Annotated in this window: 9 protein-coding genes; 4 read left to right on the forward strand and 5 right to left on the reverse strand. The window is 36.3% G+C overall.

Annotation, left to right across the window (positions count from 1 at the left end):
- Positions 1-245 precede the first annotated feature (245 nt).
- Genes B8967_RS07720 through B8967_RS07730 form a run of 3 tightly spaced genes read left to right on the forward strand, consistent with a single transcriptional unit; the run spans position 246 to position 8,543 of the window.
- Complete coding sequence (locus B8967_RS07720; protein ID WP_084085540.1) at positions 246-5,276, forward strand: translocation/assembly module TamB domain-containing protein; 5,031 nt, start codon at positions 246-248, stop codon at positions 5,274-5,276.
- Positions 5,276-7,603, forward strand: coding sequence for a translocation and assembly module lipoprotein TamL (locus B8967_RS07725; RefSeq protein WP_084085542.1), 2,328 nt, complete (start codon positions 5,276-5,278; stop codon positions 7,601-7,603). Before B8967_RS07720 ends, B8967_RS07725 begins: the two co-directional genes overlap by 1 nt.
- 1 nt (position 7,604) lies before the next feature.
- Positions 7,605-8,543 carry a YihY/virulence factor BrkB family protein gene (locus B8967_RS07730; RefSeq protein WP_047493319.1) on the forward strand — a complete coding sequence of 313 codons (939 nt, stop codon included), beginning with the start codon at positions 7,605-7,607 and terminating at the stop codon, positions 8,541-8,543.
- 145 nt (positions 8,544-8,688) lie between these two features.
- Here the strand turns inward: B8967_RS07730 and argS are convergent, their stop codons facing one another.
- Positions 8,689-10,449, reverse strand: a complete 1,761-nt coding sequence (gene argS / locus B8967_RS07735; protein WP_084085544.1) for an arginine--tRNA ligase — start codon at positions 10,447-10,449, stop codon at positions 8,689-8,691.
- Positions 10,450-10,663: 214 nt separating this feature from the next.
- Between argS and B8967_RS22435 the strand changes: the two genes are divergently transcribed.
- Positions 10,664-10,822 carry a bacteriocin-like protein gene (locus B8967_RS22435; protein ID WP_156126093.1) on the forward strand — a complete coding sequence of 53 codons (159 nt, stop codon included), beginning with the start codon at positions 10,664-10,666 and terminating at the stop codon, positions 10,820-10,822.
- 187 nt (positions 10,823-11,009) lie between these two features.
- On the opposite strand, the gene B8967_RS22440 is transcribed toward B8967_RS22435, so the two are convergent.
- The 4 genes from B8967_RS22440 to B8967_RS07750 form a co-directional block, all read right to left on the reverse strand.
- Complete coding sequence (locus B8967_RS22440) at positions 11,010-11,147, reverse strand: bacteriocin-like protein (protein ID WP_179140040.1); 138 nt, start codon at positions 11,145-11,147, stop codon at positions 11,010-11,012.
- A 157-nt stretch (positions 11,148-11,304) separates the two neighbouring features.
- A complete protein-coding gene (locus B8967_RS07740; RefSeq protein WP_084085546.1) occupies positions 11,305-12,873 on the reverse strand; it encodes a SusD/RagB family nutrient-binding outer membrane lipoprotein in 1,569 nt (522 codons plus the stop codon).
- Between the two features lie 5 nt (positions 12,874-12,878).
- Positions 12,879-15,809 (reverse strand): SusC/RagA family TonB-linked outer membrane protein, encoded by a 2,931-nt coding sequence (locus tag B8967_RS07745; RefSeq protein ID WP_084085548.1) that lies wholly within the window; start codon positions 15,807-15,809, stop codon positions 12,879-12,881.
- Positions 15,810-16,229: 420 nt separating this feature from the next.
- The gene (locus B8967_RS07750; protein ID WP_084085550.1) at positions 16,230-17,798 is read right to left on the reverse strand and encodes a SusD/RagB family nutrient-binding outer membrane lipoprotein; all 1,569 of its coding nucleotides are present in this window, start codon (positions 17,796-17,798) and stop codon (positions 16,230-16,232) included.
- Positions 17,799-17,801: the final 3 nt, after the last annotated feature.

A 17,801-nucleotide genomic window follows, 5' to 3' on the forward strand; every position in this document is an offset into this window, starting at 1 on the left:
ACATTACATTTGAATTTTCATTTTTGCTAACTAACCTTTTCAACATCAAAAAAAATGATATAAAGGGGGCTTTTTAAAGAATAAAATCCACACCTTGGCTCGTCTTACTCAACTATTCACTTGACAACTACAGACTAAAAATTCCATAATTAGACAGCCAAGGCAGGATTTTTGCATTTGCAAGGGTACCACAACAAAGTGAAAATAATTTAGTATTATTATCTTTGTCAGAAACCACATCGCATTTGAAACTAAAAATCAACACCACAAAACTCTTAAGGCGTATTGCAATAACTTTTATTTCGATATTGGTTTTTGTTACCCTGTTGATCCTAAGCTTAAGACTTCCAGCCGTTCAGAACTTTATTAAAGACAAGCTTATTGTCTACCTTGAGAAAAAAATCAAGACTAAAGTAAGCCTTGAAAAAGTCTATATTGGATTTCCCAACAGTCTTGTGATGGAAAATCTGTATCTCAAAGGACAGGATGTTGATACTCTTTTGGCTGTAAAAAAGCTGGATGTAGGTTTACATATGCTCAAGCTCATCAATTCTACTGCAGATATTACCTCTGTAGATATGCAGGGAGCCCGTGCTCATGTTGTCAGAAAACCCGATGGTAAATTCAATTTTGATTATATTATTGATGCTTTTGCTACCACCGATAAAGAGGAAAGCTCTTCCAAGCCTTTCATTATTTCCCTTGATAAAATTAATTTAAAAGATGTAGGGGTCACTTTTAACGACCAGCAGTCGAGAAATGACATTAGCCTTTATTTTACATCTTTTGATACGAGAGTTAAAAAGTTTGATCTCACTAAAAACACCTATGCTGTCAATGATATTAACCTTGATGGTTTAAAATTAAAACTGAAGCAGGGCCTTGTAGAGGAGGTTTCTAAAAAAGTTGAGAAAAAGGTAGATTCACTCAACGAAAAAAAGCCTATGAATATTGGGCTGAGAGGAATTAAACTGACCAATTTCGACGTTGATTACGGGGACGAAAATACCAAAACCTTTGCTAAGGTTATATTTAAAGAACTTAGTACGAAAGTCAACAAAATTGATCTTGAGAATAACGATTACAGCGTTGCCAATGTATTTTTATCCGGAGCGGATATTAATGCCAACCTTTATCTTCCGGCTCAGAATGCCAATCCAAAAAAGGAAAAGGAGGCTGAAGTGTCCAAAGTTTCAGATCAGGATAAAGCCATGAAATTGTTGTTAGGAAAACTTGTTCTCAATGACGTAAAAGCGATCTACAATAATACAGCAATTGCTGCTACCAAGCAGGGAATGGATTTCAACCACCTGAATTTTTCAAAAATGAATGTTGAAGTGAGAAGCTTCAAAATGGAAAACAATACGTTTGCAGGAACAGTAAATTCTGCAGAAGTTCAGGAAACCAGAGGTTTGAATATTCAGAAATTCAATACAGATTTCGTGTATGGAGAAAAGGAAGCTTACCTTAAGAGTCTTTACCTTCAAACTCCAAAAACTCTTTTGCGGGATGAGGTAATCCTGAATTATAATTCCATTGACCAGCTCACTTCAAATCTGGGTGCTGTTAAAATTTCAGCTAACATTAAAGATTCAAAAATCGGATTTTCTGATATTTTAAACCTGGTTCCCACTCTAAAAAACACCGTTCCTTTCAACAAGTATCCGAATGCTATTTTAAATGTGAACGCCAATGTAAAAGGGAGTGTCAATGATCTTTTTATCCAGGATCTCAAAGTGTCAGGATTAGATCAATTGAGAGTCGTGGCATCAGGAAAGATCAAAAATGCAATGAATCCCGACCAGTTGTATTATGATGTAAGAATCGGAGAATTTTCTTCCAGTGCCAAAACAATCTTCAATCTTGTGCCTAAAAATACAATTCCTTCCAATATTTCCCTTCCTTCGCATTTCAGCGTTAAAGGAAATGCAAAAGGAACGACAAAAGTAGTGAGCACAGATCTCAATCTTTATTCTACGCTTGGAAATGCAGCAATCGTTGCAAATGTTGATATGCGTAGAAAAAATCATGAATTGTACGATATAAAAGCCAATCTTCAGGGAGTACAGGTGGGAAAAATCATTCAGAATAAAGACATTGGCCCCATCACAGCTCAGATTTCGGCAAAAGGAGAAAGTTTTGATTTTAAAAATGCCAATGCAGATGTAAAAGGACATGTTGCTTCAGCTGTCTATAAAGGTTACCGATACCAGAATATGAATCTAAACGGGAAAATTAACAAAGGAGTTTATCATATTATTTTAGATTCAAAAGATCCGAATGCGAATTTACAACTGACCGCTTCGGGTGTTTATAATGAAAAAAATCCTACGGTAAAAATCAATGGAGAAATCATTAAACTGGATGTTAACAAACTGGGCTTCTATGATAAACAGATGATCATTGCAGGAAAAATTGATGGTGACTTTAGCAGTTTAGATCCTAATAATCTGAATGGCTATGTAAACCTTAAAGATTTTGCTTTCTCCGATACCAAAGAAGTGTATCCTGTACAGGAAGTCAATTTAAAAGCCTCTTCTACCAATGACTCCACACAGATTGTATTCAATTCTCAAATTGCAGATGTAGAGTTAAAGGGAAAATATAAGCTCACTCAGATCTTCGGAGCTTTAACGCAGACGATCAACCAATATTACCAGTTTCAGAAACCGGATAAAACCCAGAAAATTGATCCGGGACAGCATTTCAACTTTCTGGCAAAAATTAAAAATGATGATCTTATCAGAAAATTTGTTCCTGATCTGAAAAGTTTCGAGACTATTAATCTGACAGGAAATTATGATGCAGATTCTCAGAAAATTGAGATTGACGGACAGATTCCCCAGTTGCTATATGGTGAAAATTCCATTGAAAATGCAACTCTTAAAGTGACCAATGAAAATCAGGCATTACAGTACAACCTTAATGTAGCCGCTCTGAAAAGTTCAAGCTTAACTTTAAAGAAAATCAATATTGGTGGAGATGTTGCCGATAACACCATCAATTACAACGTGAGTACGAAAGATGATAAAGATGCCACCCGGTTCCTTATTGCAGGAAATGCAAAATCACTGAACGACATTACAGAAATATCATTGAATCCCAATGGGCTAAAACTTAATTATACCGATTGGAATGTTGCCGAAAATAATAAAATTCAGATCAGTAATAAAGGGATTTTAGCAGACAATTTCATCCTTTCTAATGGAGGAAGCGAAATTTCTCTTCAATCTGAGAATGACAACCCTAACAGTCCTTTGAATGTTTCGTTGAAAGATTTCAAAATAGAAACCATTACAGAACTTATTAAAAAAGATACGGTTCTGGCAAGAGGGACAATTAATGGTACAGCTCAGCTGAGGGATGTGATGAAAAAGATGACCTTCACTTCAGATTTAAATATTTCAGACCTGATTGTCTACGGAAGCCCCGTTGGAAATCTTGCTGTCAAGGTGAACAATTCTTCATCGAATCTTTTAAATGCTGATATCGCTCTTTCCGGAAATAATAATGATGTAAAAATCCTTGGAGATTACAATACCTCTTCAAGCACCTTTGATCTGAATATGGCTATCAATCAGCTTCAGATGAAAAGTATCCAGGGCTTTTCCATGAATGCAATCACCAATACAGAGGGATATCTTTCCGGAAATTTAAAAATCACAGGCAGTTCGGAAAAACCCAATATTTTAGGAAAAGTAAAGTTTAATGATGCAGGTCTTGAAATTGCAAAAACAGGAAGTGATTTCAGAAAACTCAATGATGATATAGACTTCACAAACCGTGGCATTGAATTTAATAAGTTTAAGATCAATGATAAAGATGGAAATGCTCTTGTTGTAGATGGAGAAGTACTTACGCAGACCTATCGAGATTTTGCATTTAATCTTAATGTGAATGCTAAAGATTTCAAAGTGGTCAACTCTGAGAAATCCAATGATGCCATGATGTATGGTGTTCTTGCTATTGATGCAGGGCTTCGTATCCGCGGAAACCTTGATTTACCAAAAGTAGACGGAAGGTTAAGCGTTGCTGACAATACTGATTTTACTTTTGTACTTCCTCAATCTACCCCATCTTTACAGGAAAGGGACGGGATTGTAGAGTTTATTGATCAGGATCAGGTGGTTCTCAATAAAACGGTGAAAGCAGACTCTCTTAATGCACAGAGCCGCATCAAAGGAATGGATGTAAGTGTGAATATTGAAGTAAGCAAAGAAGCAAAAATTTCACTTATTATAGACAAAGCCAACGGGGATTTTGTACAGCTTCAGGGCGAAGCAGAGCTTACCGGAGGAATAGATCCATCAGGAAAAACCACATTGGTAGGGGTCTATGAAGTAGAAAAAGGAAGCTATGATCTTTCTGTAAGCTTCCTGAAACGTAAGTTTGACATCCAGAAAGGAAGTACCATCACCTGGACAGGCGAGCCTACAACGGCTGTAATGGATATTACCGCAGTTTATAAAACTGAAGCTGCTCCTATTGACCTTGTAGAACAACAGGTAGGTACTGACGGAGGAGCATCCCTGATCAATCAGTTTAAACAGAGAATACCATTCAATGCTTTATTGAAAATGAAAGGTGAGCTCTTGAAACCTCAGCTTAGTTTTGATGTTACCACGGAAGAAAAAAACAATTCTGTATCCACTAATGTTAAAGATATTGTTGATCAGAAACTGGCCCAGCTCAGAACTCAGGAATCTGAATTGAATAAGCAGGTATTTGCTTTACTTCTCCTCAACCGATTTATTGGAGAAAACCCTTTTGAAAGCGGCGCCGGAATGTCTGCAGAAACCATGGCAAGACAGAGTGTGAGTAAAATTCTCTCCCAACAGCTGAATAACCTTGCCGCCGGGCTGATTAAAGGAGTTGATCTTAATTTTGGGCTTGATTCTTCAGAGGACTATTCAACCGGGCAGAAAAACACCAGAACAGACCTTAATGTAGATATCAGTAAAAAACTGTTGAATGACAGACTGAAAGTAACGGTAGGAAGTAATTTCGGACTGGAAGGCCAGGCCCGTCAAAATGAAAACATGACCAATATTGCAGGAAATGTTTCTGTAGATTACAGCCTGTCTAAAGACGGCAGATATATGCTTCGTGCTTACCGTAAAGATGAATATCAGGTGGCTCTTCAGGGGCAAATCATAGAAACCGGAGTAGGATTTATCATTACATTGGATTATGACAAATTCCGGGAGATTTTTCAAAAATCTAAAGAGAAAAAGCCAAAAAAAAATCAAAATAACCAAGTGGTAGAATTTAAATAATGGGTAAAACATTTCATACATATTGCAAATATCTGTTTGTTTCCGGGCTTTCATCGGTAGCTCTCTCCTGCAGTAATACCAAGTATTTGAGAGAGGGTCAGATGCTCTATACGGGTGCAGAGGTAAAAATCGTAAACGACACTATTTCAAAAAAAGAAAAAAAAGATCTCCAGTCAGCACTGGAAGCCAACCTTACCCCAAAACCCAATTCTACATTCCTGGGGCTTCGTCCCAAATTATATTTCTATAATATAGCCAAAGAGCCCAAAAAAGACAAAGGTTTTAATTACTGGCTTAAATATAAAGTGGGTGAAAAACCAGTACTATTAGGCGATGTAGACCGTGAGTTTAATAAAGATATTATTGAAAACTATTCTGAAAACAAAGGATATTTCAATGCACGGGCAACCTATGATACGGTTTCAAAGAACAAAAAAGCACATGTCATTTATACGGTAAAGCCTGGTGCCAGATATATGATTGAGGGCGTAAAATTTCAGAAAGATTCTACCCTTGTTAATCAGGAAATTCAAAATTTAACCCCTAAAACTCTTCTTAAAAACGGAAGGCCGTTTGACCTGGATGTCATCAAAACTGAAAGAGAAAGAATTGATAATGGTTTAAAAGAAAGAGGTTTTTATTACTTCCATCCTGATAATATCATTGTACAGGCAGACAGTACTGTAAATAAAAATCATAAGGTAGAACTCAACGTAAAACTTAAAGATAATACTCCGGATCTAGCCACCCAACAGTTTAGTATTGATAAGGTGATTGTGTTCCCTAATTATAACATCCAGGATGTAAAAGATGGGAAATACAGTATCCCGATGGATAAAGACTCCCTTTCTAAATATGCTTTCGATGATATGTATGTTATCGATCCGCAACATAAATTTAAACCTAAAATCTTTGACCGTGCTTTATACTTTAAAAAAGGAGATCTGTATAACCGTTCCAACCATAACCTTACGCTAAACCGGTTAATAAGTCTGGGTGTTTTCAAATTTGTAAAAAATGAATTCATTGTAGCGGATTCATTAAGTCATCAATTTGATGCCTATTATTTACTGACACCAAGACAAATTCAATCTCTTCGTCTTGAAGCATTAGGAAGAACGAACTCAGCAAACTACGCCGGTAGTGAGCTAAACCTAAACTGGACACACAGAAATTTTTTCCGTGGAGCTGAACAATTTAAAGCTGCTATTTATGGAGCTTTTGATTTTCAGATGGGAGGACCTAAAGATGCCAACAATATTTTCCGCGGAGGAACCAATGTGCAGCTTTCTATTCCAAGAATTGTAGCACCTTTCCGTTTCCACTCTTCCAGCGAATTTGTTCCGAGAACCAATATTACATTGGGATACGAATTTCAGAACAGGACAAAATATTATACACTGAACAACTTCACCGGATCATTTGGGTATATCTGGAAAGAAAATGCCCGAAAAGAACATGAGCTGAAGGTGATCGATATCACGTTGGTTTCTCCGGCTAAAGTTACAGAGGAATATAGAGAAAAATCCGAAGGTAACCCTGCCATGCAGCGAATTGTAGAGAGACAGCTTATTTTCGGACCTACCTATTCTTATACCTATACGAACACAATGCTTCCCAGAACCAATACATTCTACTATAAAGGAACGCTTGATCTGGCAGGAAACATTACGGGACTGGTTACTGGAGCCAATGCAAAAAAAGATAAGCAAAAAGAAATTTTCGGAATTCCTTTCAGTCAATATGTTAAGATTGAAAATGACCTGAGGTTCTATCATAAATTTACCGAGAAATCCTCACTGGCAACAAGAGTGATTGCCGGAATTGCTTATCCATATGGAAATTCAGAATTTATTCCTTTTTCCAAGCAGTTTTTCTCAGGAGGGAGTAACAGTATCAGAGCATTCCGTGCAAGAACATTAGGGCCGGGAAGTTTTGATCCCAGAACTTTAAAAGAAGGTGCCTATTTTGATCAGTCAGGAGATATAAAACTGGAATTTAATGCCGAATACCGTGCTAATCTGTATAAATTTCTGAATGCTGCCGTTTTTGTAGATGCCGGAAACATATGGCTGATCAATAATGATAAGGATAGACCCGGTGCCAAATTCTCAAAAGATTTTTTAAATGAAATTGCTGTGGGAGCCGGAGTTGGTCTGAGACTTGATTTTTCTATCCTGATCTTAAGATTGGATTTAGCCATGCCATTGCGGGTACCTTATTATGAAAAAGGAGACAGATGGGCTTTCGATAAAATTAATTTCGGAGATCCAAGCTGGAGAAAAGATAATCTTATTTTAAATATTGCCATCGGATATCCATTTTAATATGATAAATAATATAAAATTTTTCTGGGAGGTTTTAAAGGAAACATTTACAGAATGGAACAGTTCTTCTGCGTCAAAAGACTCGGCAAGTCTGGCCTATTATGCCATCTTTTCTATCCCGGGATTATTAATTATTATTATCTGGGTATTGGGAAACTTTTTCGGTGAAGAAGCTATACGTGGACAGATAAGTACTCAAATCAGCGGTATTATGGGACCTGACGTGGCCAAAAGTATTGAAGGGATGCTGGCTGGAGCCCTTATTGATAAAAAAAACATTTTTATGAAAGCAGTAGGAGTAGGCTCTCTTGTTTTTGGTTCTACAACCCTTTTCTTTCAGCTTCAGCATTCCCTAAATGCACTTTGGGATGTAGAAGCTGCTCCTAAAAAGGCGCTACTCAAATTTTTACTGGACCGGGCCAATTCTCTGGGAATGATCCTTATCCTGGGATTTTTACTGATGATCACGATGATCTTATCTTCTCTGATCAGTCTTTTTAATAAAATCATTACGCAATATTTCGGTTTTGAAACTTATATGCTTGTAGAACTGGTGAACTTTGCTGTAGGTTTCGGACTTGTCATGCTTTTGTTTGCCCTAATGTTTAAGGTTCTCCCTGATGTACTGATCTCCTGGAAATCTGTATGGAGAGGTGCTTTTTTAACAACAGCTCTATTTACATTAGGAAAATTTCTACTAAGCCTTTATTTCAGCCAGGTAAAACCAACCTCCACTTTTGGAGCTGCGGGAACCGTGATTCTGATTATGATGTGGATTAATTATTCCTGTATGTTGATATTTTTCGGGGCCAAATTCACCAAAGTCTACACATACAAAAAAGGATACAAGGTGGTTCTTTCCAAGCATGCAAGATGGAGTGCAGCGAAACTATACGCAGATAGCCTTAAGCAGATGCATGGTGAGAGTGATAAATTGTAGGATAGATATAATTCAGGGTAAGGGATACGAGGCACGGGGTTCGTGATGTGAAATTTTGAGGGGTAATTCTGTATAAAGATTTCTGATCTCAACTTATATATTTACAAAAAAAATGCCTCCTGAAATTCAGGAGGCTTATTATTTTCTACATTCTGTTTACGGTTCCGATTCCCAGAAGCGCTAAAGACTTTTTAATGGTCTTGGCTGTAAGGTCTGAAACATTCAGACGGAATTGTTTTATATTTTCATCATCCTGAATCAGGATGGGATTATTCTGGTAGAAAGAGTTGTATGCTTTCACAAGATCATATACATAATTGGCTACTAAAGCAGGACTTAGTGTTTCTGCTGATTTGGCTACTACAGTTTTAAAGTTGGTCAACTGCATAATCAGTTCTTTCTCAGATTGATTGAAAACTACATCAGCTGTGTCTTTCTGGATATAGTCCGCCTTAGATAACAATGACTGAATACGTGCATAAGTATACTGGATAAATGGCCCTGTATTTCCATTGAAATCGATACTTTCGGCAGGATTGAAAAGCATTTTTTTCTTAGGGTCTACTTTTAGCATAAAATATTTCAATGCTCCAAGTCCTACTGTTTCATAAGAAGCTTCTTTATCTTCTTCTGAAAGAGTTTCCAGTTTCCCAAGCTCCTGAGCCTTAGATTTTGCAGTTTCATACATTTCCTGCATCAGGTCATCAGCATCTACTACAGTTCCTTCACGAGACTTCATTTTACCTTCAGGAAGTTCTACCATTCCGTAAGAAAGGTGATACAGCTGGTCTGCCCATTCATATCCCAGTTTCTTTAAAATCTTAAATAAAACCTGGAAGTGGTAATCCTGCTCATTTCCTACAGTATAGATCAGCTTCTTGATATCGCTTTGTTTAAAACGTTCAACGGCAGTTCCTAAATCCTGTGTCATATAAACGGATGTACCGTCAGAACGTAATAATAACTTCTGATCAAGCCCCTCATCCGTAAGGTCACACCAAACCGAACCATCTTCTTTTTGATATAAAACTCCATTATCCAAACCTTGCTGAATAAGATCCTTCCCTAAGAGGTAAGTATTGCTTTCATATTGAACCTGGTCAAAATCAACACCTAATCTTTTATAGGTTTCATTGAATCCTTTGTATACCCAGGAATTCATTTCTGCCCAAAGATTTCTCACCGTTTCATCTCCATTTTCCCAGTCTAAAAGCATTTGTTGAGCTTCCTTGATCATTGGAGCCTCTTTCTTTGCCTGTTCTTCTCCTGCTCCCTGGCTTACAAGATCTGCAATTTCTTTTTTGTAGTTTTTATCAAATTCCACATAGTAGTTTCCTACAAATTTATCTCCTTTAGTATGAGTCGTTTCCGGTGTTTCACCATTTCCGAATTTCTCCCAAGCCAACATCGACTTACAGATATGAATTCCTCTATCGTTGATAATTTGCGTTTTGATCACATCATAACCTGCTTCTTTTAAGATCTGAGCTACAGAAAATCCTAATAAATTATTTCTGATATGCCCCAAGTGTAAAGGCTTATTAGTATTTGGTGAAGAATATTCTACCATTACCGTAGCATTTTTCTTTTCTATGGTTGAAAAACTATTGCTTACGGATCTGAAGTTATCCACAAACAACTGATTTATAACTTTAACATTCAAAAAACCTTTTACTACATTAAAGCTTTCAAATAAATCTGATTGTTCCGTTAAAGCCTCTCCCAATTCAACTCCAATGCTTTCCGGATTTTTCTTTAATTGTTTTACCAACGGAAAAGTAACAATGGTAAAGTCACCTTCAAATTCCGTTTTATTTTCCTGAACTTCCAGCTTAATGTCTTTTAATTGATATACATTTAAAATAACCTCTGAAAGTTTCCCTTCTATAATATCTTTAATATTCATGTGTATATATTACTTTTTTAAAGGCCACGTGGAATAGCCTTACTTCATCTCAAAAATTTGAAGTACAAATTTAGTGAAATAAAAAAGACAACCCTATATACCAAGATCAGAGAGTTTCAATTATTTAATTTATTTTTCACATTATTACACTGAAAAGCAACAAATTATCGATAATTTTCATATATTTATTTTACTAATTAAAACAAAATATATCATGAAAAATTCAAGAAAAATCTCTAAAACAGAACTTAAAAAGATCAATGGAGGAAATGCTCCCTGCTGCGAACCATGGGGAACCTGTCCTGACGGCTACAGACAATGTCAAGCCTGGGGCGCCTGCTTACCATTCTCAATAAAGTGCAAAGGTGAATAAAAATAAAAAAAGAGGTCTTTTGAGACCTCTTTTTATTGTATACTTAAAAAAACCGCATTTCGGCGGTTTTCCAATAGATCTTTTTCTAAGACTAATACCATGTCATTTTTAGACATACTCTTCAACGTTTAATTTTGTTGAATACTGAGTTAGTATTAGAAGAGAATTCATTTTTTTTTAGATTACATTAAGGACATTGTCCAGCTGGATAACAGCTTTTTGTTTTATGATCCCAACATCCACCAGGACCAACACACCACTCAGGTGCAGCCCCACCCAGAATTGTTTTTAATTCTTGTGTTGACATTTTTTTCAAATTTTTCATATTATTTATTTTATTGTGAACTTAAATATAATAATAATTCATCATAAAAAGAAATATTTTTTTTACTAAAAAAAATCATTTTAAGAATCTAAAATACAAACTTATAAAAACAAAAAAACCGCCCGAAGGCGGTATAATATGAATGTTGTTAAAGATATTAATTTTTGTCCCAAATTAATTTGGTATCCATTTTATCTCCTCCGATAGAAGCAGACGCAGCTTGATAATTCGCTGTATTTAATGTCTGCACAGTAGTTGGATAGAAAATTCTGGTTGGTACATCTGTTAAGCCAGCAATAAGTGACGTAAATGTATAGGTAGTTACCCCCGTTGCGGATGGCTTGTTAAGATTAGCCGTTTGTCCAGGCAATAACAATGTATTCGGGTATCCGGTTCTTCTATATTCTGACCAAGCCTCATTAGACTGCATAAATAATGCAATATACTTCTGTGTCATTACATTAGCCTTACTCGCTGCAGGAAGCGCACCTACAAATGTATTGGCTTTAGCGGCATCAATTCCCCATCTTTCCATAGATGCTTTCACACCTTTTTCATAATGATCCTGTGACCAGCCATTCGCTTCTGATAGTAAGAATTCAACCTCTGCATACTCCATGAATACTTCGGTAGCACCAGGTTTTAGGATATTTTTACCAAAGTAACTTGAGGTACCTGCCTGACTTGAGGTCAATGTAGATGGCACACCATAAGGCATTCCTTGGATTTTGCTAATATCTGAAGCTTCTGCTATTGTCTGCTGTCTAATATCAGTTGCTGTCACCGTTGTTGGAGCTGCATATTTAAAAATTCTAGGATCTACCCCAAAAACTCCAGATTCTCCTTTAAGCAATTGAACAAAAGTCTTTGAAACAGCAAAATCAGATCTGTCAATGTAGGTTGAAAAGAATGGTGATGGATTAACCAAGTTACTTTCATAAGTTAAGCCCACAGTATCATCATTAGAAGTCATTACTCCTGAAGCGATAGCATCTGCAATATGTGCCTCTGCTCCCGGAACTACACCTTTTACTCGGGTTGCAATTCTCAATCTTAATGAATTTGCAAATTTCTTAAGCTTAGCCGGGCTTTTAAACAATTGGTCACCTTCAGAAAAAACGGTTGATGTAGAAAGATCAATCATTTCCGAAGCCTCTTTAAGCTCTTTTAAGACATCTGCATACACTTTTTGCTGTGTAGCAAATTTAGGTTGCAATGTTGCATCAATATTTAATGCCTGGAAATCAGCATCCTTATTACCATAAGACCAATAAGGAATATCCCCAAAAGCATCTGCCAAGTTAGCGAACACATAAGATAACATAATTCTTGCTGCAGCAATCTGATTTTCATTACTTCCATAGGTAAGCATCTTAACTTTTGATGCTGGATCAGTATTCAGATCAATAATTTTCTTATAGTCCTGTGCTACATAATAGGTCCTTGTCCACAACTGAGTTCCTGTAGTGAGCCTGTACTGATATCTGTCCTCTTCAGTATATATTCTTTGAGCAGAATATTGAACAAATGGTAACATCATTCTTCCTGATACCCAACCATCTCTCGTATAGTCCATATATTCTTTGTTCCCGTTATTGAATAATCCGGTTGGCAGAGGATTCTCTGTAGAATTCGGATTGTCATCAATTTCATCTAGCCTTTCTGCACAGCTGTTAAATGCTAAAGACAAACCTGCTAGTGCTATTATAAAAAATATTTTTTTCATTGTAATTAAAATTTAAAATTCACATTAACTCCATACATCCTTGTAGATGGTAAAGAACCACCTTCTAACCCTTGAATATTACCTGACCCATAAGAAGTATTCTCCGGATCAACTCCCTTGAAGGCAAGATTCCATGCAAAAAGATTTCTTGCAAATGCTGATACTCTGATACCTTGGATAGAATTACCTATAAATGATTTTGGAAGATCATAAGATAAAGTAATGTCTCTTAGCTTAATGTAACTTGCATCAAAAACATTCTGCGCATCAACGGTATTATAATATGATTTACCCCAAGTTGGAGCATCCAGCAGAATATCGTTAGGTGCACCATTTTCTTTAACCCCTGGAAGAATCACGCCAGCTTCTCTGTTTCCTCCAAGAGCCGTTTCTTCAAGCATACCATTATTCATTCCCCACATGTGAGTTGTTGAGAAATATTTACCACCCTGCTGAACATCAATCAGGAATGATAACCCAAAACTTTTATATTTGAATGAGTTTCTGAATCCCATATTATAATCAGGAAGTACTGAACCTAAAGGCTTAATCGCTGATGCTTTATAGCGACCAGTTTCGTCTACGATCTTATTACCATTGGCATCATATACAAAATCAGTTCCTAGGATTGTACCGTATGAATATCCAACCTGAGCAGCTAACTGTACTCTGAACGGAGCATTAGTAAGGATATAATTATCAAGAGTACCCTGCAATTCTACAAGCTTGTTTCGGTTTCTCGTAAAGTTCCATGCAAAATCCCATGAGAAGTCAGCAGTTTTTATAGGAGTAATATTTACCGTAGCTTCGATACCTTTGTTGGTCATCTCTCCGGCATTGATTCTTTTGAATCCATATCCTGTGGCAGGATCAATTGGTAACGGAAGAATCAGGTTTGTAGTTTTCACATCATAGTAAGTAAAATCAAACCCTACTCTATTTTTCAAGAAGTTCATTTCTAAACCAATTTCCTTAGTGGTTTTCAAGTCAGGAGCAAGGTCTCGCTCTCCTTTAGTAGCAGGCATAGAATAAATTGGGCTTCCCCAGAATGAATTTCCAATAGTTGCAAAAGTTCCTCTGATATAAGGATCTGAACCTCCTGCAATTCTTGACCATCCTGCTCTTAATTTACCAAAAGAGATCCAATCTACATTAGCAATTTTAGAGAACACGAAACTACCGGTTACTGAAGGATAAAACTGATCATCATTTAGCATAGAGAACCAGTCATTTCTACCTGTAGCCTCTAAGAATAAAAAGTCTTTATATCCCACAGAAACTGATGCAAATAAACTTTGTACCCCCAAGTGAAAAGATGAGTTACGTGCACGTGCAACTTCTCTACTGTTAGATAAATTATATAAATTAGGAATAATTAATCCCCCAACAGAATTCCCTTCCATGATATCCCACTTACGGTTCATAATATTAAATCCTGCAAAGGTATTTAAACTGAAATCTCCGAAATTATCATTATAGTGTAGTCTTCCTTCATAGTTGAATTCAGAGTTATTACTTTTTCTAAGGTTATATTGAGATTGTGCAGCTGATCCAATAGCCACTCTTGAGGAGATGGTTTGTGAATAGGTATCTCCATATACCTTACCAGAAACATATACTTTCTTAGAAAAGTTATACGTCAACCCAGCATTTCCAAAGAATCTATTTCTGGTATCAGCAGATGTATTTTCATAAATCGTCCAGTAAGGGTTATCAGAGAAGTTCGGAGTACCATCATCCCATGATGTTCTATTCCATGATCTCTGCATTCCGTTTGACGGCAATTTATAATTTTGCAGTTCAGAAAAATCAAGCTGTCTCTGCCCCCACTGATAAAACTTCTGTGCTACAGAGTTATCTCCATATCCTTGTTCCGGTCTGTTGAAGCCTTCGGTACGCACATAATTAAAAACTGCATCAGCTTTTAAATTGTCCGTTAATTTGGAGTTAATATTTATACTGAAATTATCTTTCTTAATTTCAGAATTTGGCACAATACCGTTAATTTTTGTATTGGTGTAAGACAATCTTATATTTGTATTTTCGAATGACTTAGCAACAGAAATGTTATTGGTATAAGTTGTTCCCACTCTAAAGAAATCATCAACATCTTTTCTAGGAGCAACCCATTGTTTAAGCTTCATATATTGATCCGGAAACTCAGGATCAAAAGAATCCCATCCTAAGTAGTATAAATTAGGATTATATTTAGGACCCCAGCTTTCATCTGTTCCAAATTCAGGAAGATTATACGTTATCCCATCTATTTCCTGAGTTTGCAGTGCTAATTCTGAACCACCTCCATATAGGTTTTGTAATTTTGGTCTGATGTAAATAGATTCAAATGAAACACCAGTATTAAGCTGAACTTCAGTTCTTCCTTTTTTAGCTGATTTTGTAGTATAGATAATCGCTCCATTTCCAGCTCTATACCCATATAAAGCAGCTGCTGGTCCTCCTTTTAAAACGGTTACACTTTCAATATCGTCAGGGTTAATATCAAAAGTTGCATCTCCGTAGTCTCTACCTCCAGCCCCTCTTTGAGTATCATCACTGTTAACGTTTGAGTTATCTAGAGGAACTCCATCCACTACAATTAACGGACGGTTTTCACCAGTTACAGAACTGATCCCCCTCATTGTAATTCTTGTAGATCCCCCCATAGACGATGGAGCAGTAATCTGAACCCCTGCAACATTTCCAGATAATGCACTTACAGCGTTAGTTTGCCCTGCATCAGAAATAAGGTCCCCTTTGATTTCTTGAGAAGCGTATCCAAGAGCCTTTTTTTCTCTCTTAATGCCCAATGCAGTCACCACTACACCCTCAATTTCTTTAGTCTGCGTGGTGGTATCATTTTTCTTCTGTTGGGCATTTACAATAGCAACGGATGAAGATAATACTACTACGAGTAGACTCGTTGTTAGTTTTTTCATAATCAGATTTTAATTTTTGTATCCGTACAAATTTGTAAAACCTTCTAAACAAGTCAAAGAAAAAAAATTAAAAAAATATAAAATACTCAATATAAAACGATAAAACATGTGCATTAATTAATATTTTAAGTTAAAAAACCAATTAATAAACAATAAAATAAAGTTTCTTATATATATTTATCAAAAATTGAAATTCATAAAATGATTTTAAATAACTACCCCTTAAATTGTCATAAAAAAAATACAACAGACAAAAAATCAATAAAAAATCAACAATCATTTAGTGGAAAATGAGAGTAAGCACCACTACTAATTGCTTAATAATGAAAAAACAATTCCTAATATTAAATAAAAAAACCGCCCAAAGGCGGTTTTGATATGAATGTTAACTGAATGTGTATTATAAATATATTTACAATATTAATTGGTATCCCATATTAATTTTGTGTTCATTTGATCTCCACCAATAGAAGCAGAAGCTGCCTGATAGTTCGCTGTATTTAACGTCTGAACTGTTGTTGGATAGAAGATTCTTGTTGGTACATCTGTTAATCCTGCAATAAGCGAAGTAAACGTGTATGTTGTTTGCCCAGCTGCAGAAGGTACATTCAAGTCAGCTGTTTGTCCAGGTAACAATAATGTATTAGGATATCCTGTTCTTCTGTATTCTGACCAAGCTTCGTTAGGCTGCATAAATAACGCTACATACTTCTGATTCATTACATTAGCTTTGCTAGCTGCCGGAAGAGCAGCAACAAATGTATCAATATCAGTAGTAGGAACACCCCATCTTTCCATAGATGCTCTAACTCCTTTTTCATAATGATCTTGTGACCATCCATTAGCTTCTGCTAATAAGAATTCTACTTCTGCATACTCCATAAAGATTTCAGTATAACCAGGCTTTAAAACACTTTTACCGAAGTAACTTGATGAAGCCGCCTGACTGGTAGCCAAGGTAGTTGGTACTCCATATGGCATTCCTTTGATCTGGCTGATATCTGTAGCTTCAACCATATTCTGAGCTCTGATATTAGAAGCTTTTACAGAAGTTGGAGAAGCATATTTGAAGATTCTTGGATCCACTCCAAAATTACCTTTTTCTCCTTTAAGCAGCTGTACGAAAGTCTTCGAAATAGCAAAATCTGATCTTTCAATATAGGTTGCAAAGAACGGAGATGGATTCACTAAGTTATTTTCATATGTTAATCCAACAGTATCATCATTAGATGTCATTACTCCTGAAGCAATAGCATCAGCAATATGAGCTTCCGCTCCTGGAATTACTCCTTTTACTCGGGTTGCAATTCTTAATCTCAGTGAGTTCGCAAATGTCTTCAATTTAGCAGGGCTGCCAAACAATTGATCTCCATCTGTCAGGATAACATCCTGAGTACCGTCGATCATTTCAGAAGCCTCTTTAAGCTCTTTTAAGATGTCTGCATATACTTTCTTCTGAGTAGCAAATTTAGGCTGTAAATTCGCATCAACATTTAATGCCTGGAAATCTGCATCTTTATTTCCATAAGACCAATATGGAATATCTCCGAAAGCATCTGCTAAATTAGCAAATACATAAGATAACATAATTCTGGATGCTGCAATCTGGTTCGCGTTAGCTCCATAATTAGCCATTTGAGCCTTAGTAGCCGGATCAGTATTCAGATCAATGATCTTTTTATAATCCTGAGCCACATAATAGGTTCTTGTCCATAATTGTGTACCTGTAGTAAGTCTGTATTGGTATCTGTCTTCTTCAGTATACTGTCTTTGAGCTGAATACTGAATAAACGGCAACATCATTCTTCCTGACACCCAACCATCTCTTGTATAATCCATATACTCTTTGTTTCCATTGTTGAATAATCCGGTTGGTAACGGATTCTCCGTAGAGTTTGGATTGGTATCTATTTCTTCAAATTTATCTGCACAGCTATTAAGAGCGAGAGACAAACCTGCCAGTGTTAGTATTGAAAATATCTTTTTCATTGT

It is taken from the genome of Chryseobacterium sp. YR221, from assembly GCF_900176315.1.
Taxonomy (GTDB): Bacteria; Bacteroidota; Bacteroidia; order Flavobacteriales; family Weeksellaceae; genus Chryseobacterium; species Chryseobacterium rhizosphaerae.